Source organism: Limnochorda sp. L945t (assembly GCF_035593305.1).
Classification (GTDB): Bacteria; Bacillota; Limnochordia; order Limnochordales; family Geochordaceae; genus Carboxydichorda; species Carboxydichorda subterranea.
The window spans coordinates 94,416-109,416 of the sequence record NZ_CP141615.1; the positions used below are offsets into that span (position 1 = coordinate 94,416).

At 66.8% G+C, this 15,001-nt stretch carries 11 protein-coding genes and 1 pseudogene; 7 read left to right on the forward strand and 5 right to left on the reverse strand.

Annotated elements, in window-relative coordinates:
• Window positions 1–26: 26 nt before the first annotated feature.
• Window positions 27–878, forward strand: coding sequence for a carbohydrate ABC transporter permease (locus U7230_RS00430; RefSeq protein ID WP_324716790.1), 852 nt, complete (start codon window positions 27–29; stop codon window positions 876–878).
• Window positions 879–934: 56 nt separating this feature from the next.
• Window positions 935–2,200 (forward strand): ABC transporter substrate-binding protein, encoded by a 1,266-nt coding sequence (locus tag U7230_RS00435; RefSeq protein WP_324716791.1) that lies wholly within the window; start codon window positions 935–937, stop codon window positions 2,198–2,200.
• A gap of 108 nt (window positions 2,201–2,308) precedes the next feature.
• Here U7230_RS00435 and U7230_RS00440 read toward each other — a convergent pair whose 3' ends face one another.
• Window positions 2,309–4,372: a beta-N-acetylhexosaminidase gene (locus U7230_RS00440; protein WP_324716792.1), complete on the reverse strand. Its 2,064-nt coding sequence runs from the start codon at window positions 4,370–4,372 to the stop codon at window positions 2,309–2,311.
• 203 nt (window positions 4,373–4,575) lie between these two features.
• Between U7230_RS00440 and U7230_RS00445 the strand changes: the two genes are divergently transcribed.
• The 5 genes from U7230_RS00445 (at window position 4,576) to U7230_RS00465 (ending at window position 12,028) form a co-directional block, all read left to right on the forward strand.
• Entirely contained in the window at window positions 4,576–6,999 is a 2,424-nt protein-coding gene (locus tag U7230_RS00445) for a beta-galactosidase (RefSeq protein ID WP_324716793.1), read from the forward strand.
• Window positions 7,000–7,058: 59 nt separating this feature from the next.
• The gene (locus tag U7230_RS00450) at window positions 7,059–8,381 is read left to right on the forward strand and encodes an ABC transporter substrate-binding protein (protein WP_324716794.1); all 1,323 of its coding nucleotides are present in this window, start codon (window positions 7,059–7,061) and stop codon (window positions 8,379–8,381) included.
• Between the two features lie 95 nt (window positions 8,382–8,476).
• On the forward strand, window positions 8,477–9,391 hold the full coding sequence (locus U7230_RS00455) for a carbohydrate ABC transporter permease (RefSeq protein WP_324716795.1): 915 nt from the start codon (window positions 8,477–8,479) through the stop codon (window positions 9,389–9,391).
• A complete protein-coding gene (locus U7230_RS00460; RefSeq protein WP_324716796.1) occupies window positions 9,384–10,364 on the forward strand; it encodes a carbohydrate ABC transporter permease in 981 nt (326 codons plus the stop codon). Before U7230_RS00455 ends, U7230_RS00460 begins: the two co-directional genes overlap by 8 nt.
• A 302-nt stretch (window positions 10,365–10,666) precedes the next feature.
• Entirely contained in the window at window positions 10,667–12,028 is a 1,362-nt protein-coding gene (locus U7230_RS00465) for a family 4 glycosyl hydrolase (protein ID WP_324716797.1), read from the forward strand.
• On the opposite strand, the gene U7230_RS00470 is transcribed toward U7230_RS00465, so the two are convergent.
• From U7230_RS00470 to U7230_RS00485, 4 genes and pseudogenes are all read right to left on the reverse strand, one after another.
• Window positions 12,025–12,993 carry an acetylxylan esterase gene (locus tag U7230_RS00470; RefSeq protein ID WP_324716798.1) on the reverse strand — a complete coding sequence of 323 codons (969 nt, stop codon included), beginning with the start codon at window positions 12,991–12,993 and terminating at the stop codon, window positions 12,025–12,027. The genes U7230_RS00465 and U7230_RS00470 overlap by 4 nt on opposite strands.
• A gap of 150 nt (window positions 12,994–13,143) precedes the next feature.
• Window positions 13,144–13,659 carry a nitrous oxide reductase accessory protein NosL gene (locus U7230_RS00475; RefSeq protein WP_324716799.1) on the reverse strand — a complete coding sequence of 172 codons (516 nt, stop codon included), beginning with the start codon at window positions 13,657–13,659 and terminating at the stop codon, window positions 13,144–13,146.
• 27 nt (window positions 13,660–13,686) lie between these two features.
• Window positions 13,687–14,514, reverse strand: a complete 828-nt coding sequence (locus tag U7230_RS00480; protein WP_324716800.1) for an ABC transporter permease — start codon at window positions 14,512–14,514, stop codon at window positions 13,687–13,689.
• Window positions 14,511–14,999: pseudogene (locus U7230_RS00485) on the reverse strand (nitrous oxide reductase accessory protein NosL). The gene U7230_RS00480 and the pseudogene U7230_RS00485 overlap by 4 nt, the downstream one beginning before the upstream one ends.
• Between the last annotated feature and the right edge of the window lie 2 nt (window positions 15,000–15,001).

Below are 15,001 nucleotides of genomic sequence, written 5' to 3' on the forward strand. Positions count from 1 at the left end.
GAACTCCGAGGGGGCGTCGCGGCAGGATGCGGCGTCATGTCGCCCAGGCGGGTGTCCTACTGGCCGTCGCGGGGTTGTGCGCGTGGATTCTTGCTCCGTTCGCGTGGCTGGTCATCAGCAGCGTATCCACTCGCATCGAGCTGACCAGTGTGCCGCTCAGATGGGTGCCGGAGCGACCCCATTTCGAGAACTACGTGTGGATCCTCACGGGCGGGCCTGGCGCCACGAGCGTACACCGGAGTCTGCAGCGCAGTGCGGTCAACAGCCTGACCGTGGCGGGAGGTGCCACGATCGTCTCGCTCGTCGCCGGCGCGATGGCGAGTTATGCGTTCGCTCGGCTACGCTTCCGGGGCAGGGACCTCGCCTTGGGCGGGCTGTTGATGACCCAGCTACTACCTGCAGTGGTAATCATCGTACCCATGTACGCCGCGGTACGCGCACTTCACTTGCTGGATACCCAACTCGCGCTCGCACTGGCTGATGTGGCCTTCATCCTTCCGCTGACCACCTGGGTCCTGACAGGGTACTTCGTGAATATTCCGCGGGAGTTGGAGGATGCGGCCAGGGTGGACGGCTGCACCAGAGCAGGAGCACTGGCCAGGGTGGTCCTACCGCTGGCGACCCCTGGAATCGCTGCCACGGGGATCTTTGCCTTCATCATCGCGTGGAACGAGTTTTTCTCCGCGTTCATACTGAGCTCGACGCTGAGATCCAAAACGATGAGCGTCGTCATCGCCGAGTTCTCGAGTAAGCTGGGCGTGGACTACGCGGCCATGGCCACGGCGGGGGTGCTCACGAGCTTGCCTCCGGTCATCCTCGCCATTGCCTTCCAGCGTTACATCGTCCAGGGACTTACCGCGGGAGCCGTCAAAGGCTGAGTAATAAGGAGGGGGTAGTGAAAGTGGCCCGGAACGGATGCTTTCGATGCAGCCTCATGGTAGGCACCTTGGTTGCAGTACTGTCGGCCGGTGCGCTGAGCGGTAGCGTCCTGGCCGCGGATCGGATTACCGTGATCATGCCTCGCCATGAGATGGACCTGGTGGGCATTTGGGAGAAGCAGACACGGGAATTCGAGCAAGCCACCGGTATCCAGGTAGAGTTCATCCAGATGTCGTGGGACGAGGTGGCCGACAAGGTACTCACGGACATGGCCACCGGCGGCGGAACGTACGACGTCATCGAGTTCGACAACGGATGGGTCGCGAAGTTTGCCGAGGCAGGCTGGGTCGAGCCTCTGGAACGGTATGCGAGCAAAGCATATCTGGACGAATTGGTGCCCGGGTTGCTGAAGACCTTCACGCAGGGAGAGCACGTCCTCGGCATTCCGTGGAACAACGACACCCGGTTCTTCTTCTACAACAAGGCCATGCTGGACAAGGCTGGGCTCGCGGCGCCCCCGCGCACGTGGGACGAGGTAGTCGCGCAGGGCAGGAAGCTGCAGCAGGCCAAAGTGGCGGAGTACGCGTCAGCCGAATACTGGAACCAGGAATGGGCGTTGGGCAACTCTGTGGCCTTTTATCTGTATAGCTTCGGCGCCAACTACTTCGACCGGCAGCAGGGAACGGTGACGATCAACCGTCGGCCGGCGTTGGACGCACTGGAGTTCATGACCAAGATGCTCCGGGATTACAGGATCGTGCACCCCTCAAGCGTGACGCTGTCACAAGAGGCGGCGGCTGACCTCTTCTACCGCGGGTCCACAGCGTTCTTCTTCCAGGGACCTCCGGTGACGTACAGCTATGCCAACGACCCGTCGCGCTCGCGCGTAGTCGGACAGGTCGAAGTGGCCCGGTACTTGCCTGCCAAGGAAGCTTCTCAACAGGCCACGCTGACGCTGCCCGAGGCGTTTGCTATTCCCAAGACGAGCCGCCACAAGGATGCGGCTTGGCGCTACATTCAGTTCATGATCTCGAAAGAGCGGGATCGCGAGCGAGCTATGACTATTGGGAGCCTACCGCTGTTCAAGGAACTCTACAACGACCCTGTGCTCCTCAAGAAGTATCCGTATTGGAGCCAATTCGGGGCACAGTCTGCGGTGGCGCGAGCGCTGCCCCAGGTGACCTGGTATGACGAATTGGTGCAAACGACCATCGTGGCCGTCCAGAAGGCGCTGCTGGGACAAGTCTCTCCGAAGGCAGCAGCTGACGAAATTGCTGCCTTCATGAAAGGAAAGCCGGTCAACGGTAAGCTGCTCCGGTAGGCACCGGCTGGGAGCGCGATCCCAGCGGATTGGGGATGGGGCCAATTGGGCCCATCCCCAATCCGCTTCATGCAGCACTTCCGTAGCTTCTACCAGGCGGGCCCTCTCTCACTTGATCGTGCTCGGCGTGGCGACCCTGGCGTAATGCACTTCCGGCAGCGTGCCCGGGGGAGACTCCATGGGCCTCTCCAGCTTGACCTCGAGTTCGGGGATGGCGTCGAGCTCGTCGTTCAGGTAGCCGGCGATCCGGTCGGCCAACGTCGCCAGCCGCGCCTGCAGGCCGCCGTACCGCCTCTCGATCACTTCCCATCCGAACGGCTTGTACGTGGCCATCCACGTGTCGCGGTGGACTTTCCACAGATCGTCGACGGCTGCCTGCAGCGCGGGGATGTCGGTGGCTGCCATCTGCCGCAGCGTGGCCCGGTCATCCTTCGCGTAGGCCTCGGCCAGCCGCCGGCGTAGCTCGCTCTTCAGGGCCAGGGCGTGCGCGAGGTAGGCGGGGAGGAGGAGCCGCCGGCCCCAGTTGAAGCCGCGGTCCGTCTCCGCTCGGGTCGCTCTGCCGTCCTCCTGCCGTCCGTCGTCTCTCGCGCCGCCCTGCCTCTTGCTCCGGCTCGCTTTCTCTGCCGCCGCAAACAGCGCCCGTGCCAGCCTCTCATAGTGCTCCCGCAGCGGCAAGCCCTCCACCAGCGGGTCCATCACGGCCAGCAGGGGATCCTGCCACAGCAGCCACTTGCCGGGGTTGGCGTGGCTCTTGCCCGGGTCGTCGACGCCTGGCGGGGCGTCGACCTCACTCGCCTTCACCCAGTCGTCGAAGTCGGCATCGGCCCCGCACGCGCCCCGGAAGTTGAGGCGCAGCAGGTGCTGGTCGACCGCCTCCCCCGCTGTATAACCGTGCTCGGCGAAAAACTGGATCCCCGGCAGAGCGCTCAAGACATCGCACTCCATGCCGTCGTCGCCCCACATCGTGACGAACGCCTCCCGCAGACCCTTCTGCTTGCACGCCCGCATGCAGGCGTCCGTCGTCGTGAACGAAAACGGCAGCGAAGCCCACAACCGATCCCACGTCCAGACGCCGCCTGCCATCACCGGGTCGGACCCCAGCTCCCGGTGGCGATCGATCCACTCCGCGTAAAAGCCGGGGTCGAGGTGGTAGTAGTCCCAGTAGACCAGATCGACGTCTTTGGGAATGGCCCGCTTGACGTCCTCGGGGATGACGGTATCCCTGTCGTAGTAATCGTGAGTCTTGGAACCGAGCCGGAAGTACATGTCGCTCCAGATCATCGGCCGCAGACCGTGCCGCCGGCAGATCTCCCGCACCCTCCCCAGGTGGGCGTTGAGAACGTCAAAGGGACGCCTTTCGCCATGGAACTCCTTGTAGCGCCCGGTGGCGATCCCCCACGCCTCGTCCATTCCCACGTGAATGCGCTTGGTGCGGAAGGGGCTGCTGGCGGCCAGGATCATCTCCTCCACGAGCTCATAGGTCTTCTCGTCTTCGGCCAGGAGCACGCTGGCCGTGTCCCGGACCTCCTGGAAAGCCGGCCACTGCAGAACCTGTTCGAGGTGGGCCAGCGTCTGGATACAGGGGATCATCTCGATGCCCAGGTCGAACGCGTAGTCGTCGAGCTCCTCGAGCTCGTCGCGGGTGTAGCGCCCACGCAGGTACCCGAAGAAGGGCCGCCCCGGCACCTCGTAGGTGTCCTCGGTGTAGAGCATGCACGCATTGATGCCCATCAGCGCCACGTGGCGCAGCAGCCGCTTGGCGACGTCGACCCGCAACACGCCGTTGCGGGACGCGTCGACCATGATCCCCAGGGTATCGAACCGGGATCTTTCGCGGAACGGCGAGATGGCGACGCCGTCGCCGTTGCCGGAGACGAGCTGGCCGAGCAGCCGCCCCAGCGCCCGGAACGCTGCCGCCTTCTGCCCGTAGGCGACCCGTACCTCTCGGCCATCCTGCTCCACGTCGACCGCCAGCGACAGCCTGTCCTGCAGCGCTTCATCCCGAGCGAAGGTGAGGTCGATAGGGGTGCACTGGTCGTCACGGCACGCGCAGCCGGTCGGCTCGCCCGCCACACAGAAGTGCTCGGGACGATCGGCGATGATCGCCTTCAACCCTGCTCGCAGCTCCTCGGGGAGCGTACGGAAGTCCACCCTCAGCCTCGCGCCGGCCATGGCCCCATCGCCTCCCGGCGAAGGGCTTCGTCTCAGGCGTTTGGCCTCCTCCTATCCTCACTCTTGCAATCGGTGGCAGGATCCTGGTGCGCGAGGTCGAACAACCTGTTGTTACATCAATATATCTGCCCTCGCGTATCCAGTTCCTGCCAATCCTCCCGCGACGCAGGGGCAGCTGAGAACGACGAAGGAGGCAGGCGGCAGTGACGAACGGTTCCGCCCTACCCCGGCCTTTCTTGCCCGTGGCGGCGTGGTACACCGCAGGCCCCTCCCGGGCGACCATGGTCGAGCCCCTGGGGCCCGACGGGGACGACATCGTTCGCCGGGACCTGGCTCACCTCCGGGAAGCGGGCTTCAATACGGTGCGGGGCTGGATCGATTGGGCCTCGGGCGAGTCGTCCCCGGGGGAGTACCACTTCGAGGCGCTCGACCGGCTGCTGCGCCACGCGGGCGAGATGGGGCTGCGGGTCGTCCTGCAGCTGTACCTGGATTCGGCACCCGATTGGATCCTGCAGGAGTTCCCCGACGGCCGGTACGTCTCCCAGGGCGGGCAGGCCATCGATTCGCAGGGGTCTCCCGGCTTCTGCTACGACCACCCCGGGGTGCGCCAGGCGGCCGAGCACTTCATGCGGGCCGTGGCCGAGCGCGTCAAAGACCACGCGGCCTTTCTGGCCTACGACGTGTGGAGCGAGCCCCACATCGTCCAGTGGGCGTACTTCGATTACCTGCCGCAGCCGGCCCTCTTCTGTTACTGCCACCACTCCAAGCAGCGGTTCCGCCGGTGGTTGAAGGGCCGCTACCAAGACCTGGCGGCGCTCAACCGGGCATGGTACCGGGGGTTCGTCAGCTGGGAGGCCGTGGACCCGCCCCGCTTCATTTCGCTCATGACCTACACCGACTTCATCGACTGGCAGCGGTTCATCATCGCCAAGATCACGGAAGACCTGGCCTGGCGAGCCCGGACCATCAAGTCGGTCGACCCCGTCCATCCCGTTACCAGCCACTCCGCGGTGCCGGCGGTGATGGTGACGCCTCTGGTCGAGCAGGGCGAGCCGGACGACTGGGCGGTGACGAAGGTCGTCGACATATGGGGCACCTCGTTTTACCCCAAGCACGTCGGGGCCAAGGAGACCGCCGATCCCGCCGTGCGCGGCGCATACCTCGACAGCACGCGTTCGGCGTGCGCCTCGGTGGGCAAGCCCTTCTGGCTCGGCGAGCTCCAGGGAGGGCACGGTTACGTCGGGACGTTCGCAGAGCCGGTGACCGCTGCCGATATCCGGGCGTGGACATGGGGGCCCATCAGCCACGGGGCCAAAGGGCTCAACTTCTACGCATGGCGCCCGATGAGCCGCGGCTACGAGTCGGCCGGCTTCGGCTTGACCCATCCGGACGGCTCCCCGACGGAGCGCTCGAAGGCCGCGGGGGAGGTGGCGCGCCTCGTCGACCGCTACGCCGACCTCTTCGCGGCCGCGCAGGTGCCCCAGGCGGACGCCGCGATCCTCTGGAACAACGACGCCAACATCCTCTGGGGCTGCCTGCGGGAGAAGTCGCCGTACGTCCCCTCGAGGGCTCTGTTGGGGGTGTACCGGGCGCTTTTCGAGCGCCACTACCCCGTCGACTTCGTCCACCCCGACCAGATCGCCGGGGTTGCCGGCGGGGCACAGGGCCGTGCTGCTCGCCCTGTCCACGAGGAGGTCGGCCATGCGGGCGCGGGCGGCGACGCCGGTTGGGCCGGCCATGACGTTGGGCCCGGCGCCGCGCTCGGCCTCGCTCCCGGGCCGGAACCCATCGAGGTGGGCCGCTACCGCGTGATCTACATGCCCTTTTCCATCATGGTGCGGCGAGACGTGGCGAGAGGGCTGGCCGCCTTCGTCGAGGGCGGCGGCACCGTCGTGGCCGAGGCCCGCACGGGGTGGAACGACGAGGCCGGCGTGGTCGACCGGTCGGTACCCGGCTCCGGCCTGCGCGAGCTCTTCGGAGCCCAGGAGCACTGGACGGCCGGGCGGCGAGATCTCCAGGAGCCGGTGGTGCTGTTCGTCGACCCGGCGCCCGGGGTCTCCGGCTTCGAAGGGGGGAGGGTCACCGGGGCGTTCTACCAGCAGGCGCTGGAGCCGCTCGAGGCCGAGGTCGTCGGCCGTTTCCAAGATGGAGAGCCGGCCGTGACGGTGCGCCGGGCCGGCCGCGGGCAGGCCGTACTGGTCGGGAGCTGGGTGAGCCTGGCTTACCACGTACAGCGGGACCCGGCGTCGGGTGCCTTCCTCGCCGGGTTCGCACAGGCGGCCGGGGCCAGGCGGCCCGTGCTGGTCGAGGGAGCTTCACCCGGACAGGTGGAGGCCCGGCTCTCGAGGGGCGAGACCAGGGAACAGGGGCCGTTCGGCATCCTGTACGTGTTCAACCACTCCGCCGACGAGCTGGCGGTGCGGCTGGCCGTCGACCCGCCGGCAGGGGCGGGCCGGTTCGAGCTACGAGAGCTGACGGCGCAAGACGGGCGGCCGGGCGCGCTCGGCAGCGGCAAGGTGCATCAGGCGGTGGTATGGCCCGGGCCGGACGGGCGGCCCCGTATCGTGCTGGACGACGTGCGGCTCCTTCCCTGGGCCGTGGCGGTGGTGCTGATCCGGCCGGAGTGAGGGGTCTTTGGCCTGTGTGAGCCATGGGCGATGAGCAGGGGAAAGGGGTGTTTCGACCAATGAGCAACAGGCGGTGGTGGCGCCGGTCGGTGATGGTAGTAGCGGTCTCTGTGGCAGCCGCGATGGTGTGGTCGGCGGTCGCGCTCGGAGCGGCCAGGAAGCGCATCGTGTGGCAGGTGCATTGGAGCGACTTCCAGATCGAGGGGATCTACAAGGACAAGGAACTGGTTGCCAAGGGCCTGCGCCAGTACGTTCAGGAGTATCAGAAGAGCCATCCCGACGTCGAAATCGAGCTCCAGAGCGTACCCATGGAGGAATACCTCAACAAGCTCCTGGTTGCCCAGGCAACCGGCACCGGGCCGGACATCATCAGCGTCCTCAACACCTGGGGGCCCCAGCTGGTGCAGGACGGCGTGCTCGATCCCGTGCCTGCCGACCTCGTCAAGGACGTGAAGGCCAACTACATTCCCGTGGCCGTCCAGGGCGCTACCGTGGACGGGGAGATTTGGGGTATTCCCTTCGAAGTCGGCAACTACGCCCTCGTGTACAACAAGAAGCACCTCGCGGAGGCGGGGTTCGGGGCGCCGCCCAAGGTCTGGTCGGAACTGGTCGACATGGGTGCCAAGCTTACCAAGCGCAGCAAGGACAAGACCATCGAACGCTACGGTTTCGCCTTCCTGGCCGGCTGGGAGTCGGCGGTCGTCCACCCGTATCTCGGCCTGTTGTGGAGCTGCGGCGGCGAGTTCCTCGCTCCGGATTTCAAGAAGGCGATGTTCAACAGCCCCCAGGGAGTCCAGGCGCTCGAGGCGGAGCTCGATCTGTTCCGCAAGGGCGCGACGGACGTCTCCGGGAGCGTCTGGGAGTTTCCGCAGGGGCGCGTCTCCACCATGATCATGGCCTCCTGGTATGAGTCGACGCTCGTGCAGAGCTTCGGTAAGGAGTACGAGGCCACCGTTGGCGTAGCACCGGTGCCGGAGCTGTGTGGCAAGTCCATCAATGCCGCCTATTCGTGGTGGCTGGGCGTCAACGCCTCCAGCCGGGTACGGAAGGAGGCGTGGGACTTCATCCGGTGGTTCGCGGCCCAGCCGCTCAAGAACGGCACGACGTTGATGGGCACGTACCAGGCGACCAACATCGGCAGCATCCCGCCGCGGAAAGGGGACTTGAACGGCCACCCGGCCCAGCTCAACGACCTGTACACCCGGGTCTTCGTACAGGAGCTCGCCCATGCCCGCCACGAGCCCAACGTGCTGCAGGGCGCCGAAATCAAGAGCGTGCTGTGGCACGAGATCGTGGAGGCGTGGCACGGCAGGAAGACCAGCCAGCAGGCCCTTGGCGACGCGGCGAGGAAGATCGACGGGATCCTGAAAGAGCTGTACTGAGCCGGTCGAGATCCGTCCGGTGCGGGGCGGCGCCGGGACCAGGAGGGGCTCCCGCGCTTCCCCAGCCCTCGCACTACGAGAGGCGGTCGGATGGCATGGCCCTTTCCCGGCGGGCCCGGCAAACCATCACGGGGTACGCGTTCTTGTCGCCGGCGCTCCTGTTTTACGCCGTCTTCCTGCTGATCCCCGTGGGGATGTCGGTGTACATTTCGTTCACCAACTGGAACTTGCTCACGCCGCTCGAGCGAGCGCGCAAGGTCGGGTGGAGCAACTACCTCTACCTGTTGCAAGAGGACGACATGTTCGGCGCCGCGCTGCGCAACACCGTCATATACGCCCTTGGCACCGTGTTCATCGGCATGGCCGTGGCGCTGTTGATCGCGCTCCTGATCAACAATGCCCGGGGCGGGCCGTTGTGGCGGTTCCTCATCTTTGCCCCGGTCGTGACGCCGGCCATTGCCGTAGGGCGTATCTGGGGCGGCATCTACCACCCGGCGCACGGGTACCTCAACGAGATCCTGCGCCTGGTGGGGCTGCCGCCGCAGCAGTGGCTCGCGAGCGCCGAGCGCGCCCTTCCCTCCATCATGGCGACTGCCATCTGGGCCGGCGTCGGGGCCACGGTGATCGTCCTCATCGCGGGCCTGCGCAACGTGCCGGCCCAGTACTACGATGCGGCGCGCATCGACGGCGCGGGGCCGTGGCACGAGTTCTGGCACGTGACGCTGCCGATGCTGCGGCCCACGGTGCTCTTCCTGTCGGTCACGGGGCTCATCGGGGCATGGCAGGTGTTCGACCTGGTCTATGCCATGGCGGTCGGCGGCACGGAGTCGGGGACGACCCCGGCGCGAGCGGTCATGGTCGTGGCGCTTTACCTTTACACGACTGCGTTCCGCAACCTCCGGGCAGGACGGGCGACGGCCGGTGCGCTGTTATTGTTCGTGATCATCTTCGTGGTGACCCTCATCCTGCTGCGCGTGCTGCGCCGGGGAGGTCTCGAAGCCTATGAGTGACCCATCAACGGTCGCCGGCCACGGTCGCATCGGCGCGGCTCGCACGCAGGCAGGCGCCGTCACGGCGCTGCGTGGGAAGCTGCCGCCACACCGGCGGGCCGGCCGGGTAGCGCTCGGCGTGGTGCGCTACGGCGTCATCGCGCTGGTGGCTGCGGCCATGTTCCTGCCCTTTTTCTGGATGATCAGCGCCTCGCTCATGACCTACCAGGAGAGCATCCGCATCCCGCCCGTCTGGTGGCCGGAGGTGCCACAATGGCAGCACTACGCCGAGGTCCTGCGGGATCCCAACGTGCCTCTCGGGCTGTACTTCGCCAACAGCGCGATCGTCTCGTCCGCCGTGACGCTCCTCGTGCTGGCGACGAGCTCGCTCGCCGGCTATGCCCTCACGAAGCTCCACTTCCCCGGCCGGGACGCCATCTTCGCCTTCTTCCTGTCGACCATGATGTTCCCGGCGTTCCTGTTTCTCGTGCCGGTCTACTACATCCTGAAGCGCCTGCCGCTCATGGGCGGCAACGACTGGCTGGGCATGGGCGGGGTCGGCGCGCTGCAGTCGCACATGGCCCTCATCCTGCCCTTCGCCGTCAGCGCGTGGGGGATCTTCCTCATGCGCCAGTTCATGATGAGCGTCCCGGACGAACTACTGGACGCAGCCCGCATCGACGGCGCCTCCGAGATCGGGATCTGGGCCCGGATCATGCTGCCGCTCACCCGGCCCGCGCTGGCGACGGTCGCCATCTTCACGTTCATCGGGCAGTGGAACTACCTCTTGTGGCCCCTCATCGTCACGACGTCGGCTCCGCACCTCATGACCGTGCCCGTCGGCATCCGGATGATGGCGACGGCCTACTCCACGGCCCTCAGTGCGGGCCGGCTGCAGGCCGCGACGGCCATGGCGGTGGTGCCGACGATCTTGGTTTTCCTGGCCATGCAGCGCCACTATATCCGGGGCTTCGCCCTCACCGGATTCAAGTGAGACGGTGGGCCGGCAGCGGAGGACGCGCGGCTCGGGGGGGACCGGCCGGGCCGCGCACGCACCTCAAGGCGCTTCGCCTGACGCGACAATAGCGAGCGTTTTCAGAATCACGGCACCCGAGACCTACCATGGCCGTCGCTGTTGATTACCGACGAGCCTCTGCCCATGGTAGACGCTTCGCTCAAGGGCGATGGAGGCTTGCAGGGGGGTCAAGCCGCCGCGCGTCGAAGTGGACGGCCGGCAAGTCCTGTGCCATCTTTACGGCCCGGGCCAGGGCAGGCAAGAGGGAAAGGGGTAGGGGCATGGCCAAGGTCGCCATCGTCGGGGCTGGTAGTGTCATCTTCTCGATGCGGCTCGTCCGGGACTTTTGCGTGACCCCCGGGCTGGCAGGCACCACGCTTGCACTCATGGACATCAGCGAGGAGCGGCTGCAACGGATCTACGACCTGGCGTCGCGCTACGTCGCCGAGACCGGAGCCAGGCTGCGCTTGGAGAAGACGACCCACCGGCGGGAGGCGCTCGAAGGCAGCGACTTCGTCATCAACACGGTCAAGGTCGGGGGCTACGCCGGCATGGAGGCCGAGCGCGCCATCGCCGAACGTCACGGCTACTACCGGGGCATCGATGATCCCGTGAGCGACTACTACGGCGGGTTTGCGGCCTACCACCAGCTCGCCTTCTTCCTCGAAGTTGCCCGGGAGATGGAGGCCGTCTGCCCTGATGCGTGGTACCTGCAGGTGGCCAATCCGGTCTTCGAGGGTAGCACCCTCGTGGGCCGGGAGTCGAAGCTGAAGGTCGTGGGGTTTTGCCACGGTTTCAACGAGTACGAGGAGATCGTCCGCGCCCTGGAGCTCGATCCGGCCGGGGTCGAGGTACAGGTGGCGGGGTTCAACCACGCGATCTTCCTGACCCGATTCCGGTACCGGGGCGAGGATGCCTATCCGCTCCTGGACGAGTGGATCCGCTCGAAGGCCGAGGCCTACTGGGAGAGCCCTGCCTACCTGTACGAGCCGTGGGCGACCCAGATGTCCCCGGCGGCGGTGGAGATGTACCGGCTCTACGGGCTGTTTCCCATCGGCGATACGGTGCGCAGCGTATCGCCGTGGTGGTGGCATCGGGACCTGCAAGCCAAACGGCGGTGGTTCCCGGCGGGAGGGCCGGACTCGGAGGTGGGGTGGACCTTTCACCTCAACCGGCTGCAGCGAGGGCTGGAGACCATCCGTGCGGCAGCCGCCAACCCGGAAGTGTCCCTTACCCGGGAGTTCCCGCCTGCGCCGAGCGGGGAGGCCATCGTGCCCTTCATCGACGCGGTCGTCAACGACAAGCCGGCGCGCCTGGTCATCAACATTCCCAACCAGGGGGCCATCGCCGGGATACCCGACGACGTCTTCGTGGAGGTCGCGGCCACGGTGCGCGGCCTCCGGATCGAGCGCGAGCCTGTTGACCGGCTGCCACGCAGGCTGTTGCTCCACGTCTTGCTGCCTCGATGGCTGCGCATGGAGCGGGTTGTACAGGCTTTCCGGGAGGGCGACCGGACGAGCCTCTTCCTGGCGCTCATGGACGACCCCCGCTCGAGCACGCCGCAACAGGCCGAGGGCCTCATCGAAGAGATCCTCGCCGCTCCCTGGAACGCCCGGTTGAAGGAGCACTACCGCGCCGGCTAGGCTCCGAGCGGGCGGTGGCCCAGCTTCCTGGCGAGCCACCGGATCTTGGCCGTCTCGTGGGCCGCAGGCACCTCGTGGTAGGCGAACGGGTAAAACCGGAGCTCCTTCTCGCCCCCGGCGTGGTGGAAGGCGGCCATGGTGGTCGACGGCGGGCAGACGTTGTCGTTGCCGCCGATCGACCACAACCCCGGCTGCCGGATGCGGCTTGCCAGGTTGACGCCGTCGAAGTAGGAGAGGGTGGCCCACACCTGCTCCTGCTTCTCCGGCCATCGGCGCAGGTACTTCTCGATCTCGAGATAGGGGCCTTCCGTGGCGATCCGCACGGCCCGCTCGAAGTGGCACAAAAAGGCGATGTCGGGCGCATAGGCGCAAAGGCGCGGCTCGAGGGCGGCCGTCGCAATGGAGAGGCCGCCTCCCTGGCTTGCGCCGGTGGCGGCCACCCGGGCCGGATCGACGAAGTCGAGGCTCGTGACGAGATCGAACGCCCTCACGCAGTCCGCGTACGCGCCACGGTAGTAGTACGTCTGCTTCTCCTCGACGCCAATGGTCATCCAGCCGTGAACGTGACCGCTCGGGTCTTCGGAGGGGTTGGAGGACTCGCCGGCCTGGCCTCGAGTGTCGATGGCGAGGGCGCACCAGCCGAGGTCGGTGTACTTCAGGAGCTCCCACGGCTGGGGCTTGGAGCCCCCGTACCCGTGGAAGACCAGCACGCAAGGGGCCTTCTCGTCGAGGTGGCGAGGGCGGGCGAGGTACCCGGCGATCCGGGCGCCTCCAAGGCTCGTGTAGCGCACATGGTAGAAGGCCGTATGACCCCGGGGGAGGTCGAGGGGAACCATCTCCGGGTCGAGCGGGGTAGCGCGAAGCTCTTGGAGCGTGGCTTCCCAGAACGCGTCGAAATCCGCCGCTTTCGTGAGCGGAGGCTTGTAGGCCCGCAGCTGCTCGAACGGCATGTCGATCGAAGGCACGGACGGGCGTCTCCCTTCCCGAGGCAAGGGGGTTCGGGGGAAGGCGACGGGCTCCTGTCGGGATCCGGCAAAAAGAGCCCCGGGGCAGGGGGTCGCCGCTCACCGCCGCCGTGCCCCGGGGCGAGTCCGGTTGGGGAGGTGCCGGTGTCCCTACTTGCCGTGCTCGGTAGCGCTTCCCATGCGCTTGGCCCGTTCGGTCATGACATAGTGAGTGGCCTGCTGGAGGTCGAGCAGTTCGCCGCCGTTTTGCGCACGGTAGCTTCGTGCCTCGTCGGCGCTTGCGAAAGCGATGAGCCCGTAGCGCATCGGCGTGCGGATCTCCGTACGCACGTACGTGGCGGTGCGGGCGTCGGTCCACTCCCCGCTGGGCCAGTCGTGCACGAACGCTCGCAGGATCTCCTCGTTTTCGGCCACCTTGGTCTTCATGTAGACCAGCAGGCAGCCGATGTCGCAAAACGTGAACTCCCCTGCGCTCGTCACGAGGCCTGCCGAGTGTTGGACGTCCTTGATGATCATCTGGCACGGGTAGTTGGCACAGCGGCTTTCGCCGGGCACGATCTCCGGGGGCCGGACTGCCTCGCCCACCGCCAGGGCGCCACCGCTCACCCCCAGCATGAGGATGGCGAGCCCGAGCACGAGCATGCGTCGATCACGAAGCGTTGGCATGGCCGGATACGAACCTCCTTTTCCGTTTCAGAAGTCCTGCTGTTCGAAGCTGCGACACGCTACGAACAGCGGCAGCACCAACCACAGTCCCACGGCGAGGGGCAAGAGGACCCAACCGCCGACGTCGCTGAGGGTCGCCGACAGGACGGCGCCGGGCGCACCCAGGCTCGCCCTGGCTCCGATGAGCAAGAGGCCGAGCACGCGCACCAGGTCGACCGGGTTGGCCATCACCATCGACAGCAGGAGCGGCCGGACGACCTCGCCGCTCAGCATCACGCTGAGCCCCATCGCGACCAGGTCGTACAGCACGACGAGCAGGCCCCACACGATGATGGCGCCGCCGAGGGCCCGGCTACGATCCCGGGAGGTGATCCCGAGGAGCACCCCTATTCCCAGGGAAATGGCGACGAGCAGCACCGACAGGCCGACGATCCCCAGATACCGCAGCCATCCCTCGGTGCCCGCCCGCATGGCGATGACGAAACCCGCGGCGCCGAAGGCGACCAGGGTCGAACCAGCCAGCGCCGCACCCACGCCCAGGTAGCGGCCCACCACCACCTCGCTGCGTGTGACGGGTTGGGCGAGTATCAGGTGGTGGCCCTCCCGCTCGCCCGAAAAGAGCAGCGAACCGACTGCAAGGGCGACCAGCGGCAGCACCAGGGTGATGACACTCAGAAGGCTCATCGATGTCCTGACGAACCCGACGAACCCGCTGAACCCGGTGTGGAACATCCCGAAGTAGGAAAGGGAAAGCGCCAGTGCGGCGAACACGATGGCGAAAACCCCGGACCACCGTGCCCGGCTCACCACCCGGAACTCCCAGCGGGCGACGTCTCGCAGCGTAGCGGCTCTCACCGCCGCGCCTCCTCTCGCAGGAGGTCCATCGCGGCCACCTCGTCATAGGTCATGACCCGGCCGCCGTGCTCCCGGGCCATCGCCTCCGCCTCTCCACGGTCCCGAAGGGTGACCAGGCCGTAGAGCATGGGAGTCTTGTGATGCGTGGTGACCCACCATGCGGTACGGGCGTCCAGCTACTGCTGGGTGTTCCAGTCGGGCACGTAGGCGGCGCGTACGCCTTTCCAATCGGGATGGTGGCGGAGTTGGTAGACCACCAGGCAGCCGACGTCGCAGAACTTGAGGACCCGATCGGTGGTGATCATCTGCGCGGCCGAGCGCGGGTCGGTCAAGACCATGCCGCACTCGACGCAATCGTCCACTCCGTAGAGCACCTGGGCCGGAGGCGGTGGGCCCTGGGAGCGCGTCGCCAGCCCCACGGCGACGGCGCCGGCCGCCAGTGCGATACCCGCCAGGATCACGGTGAGCTTCCCCCGCCCTGTCACAG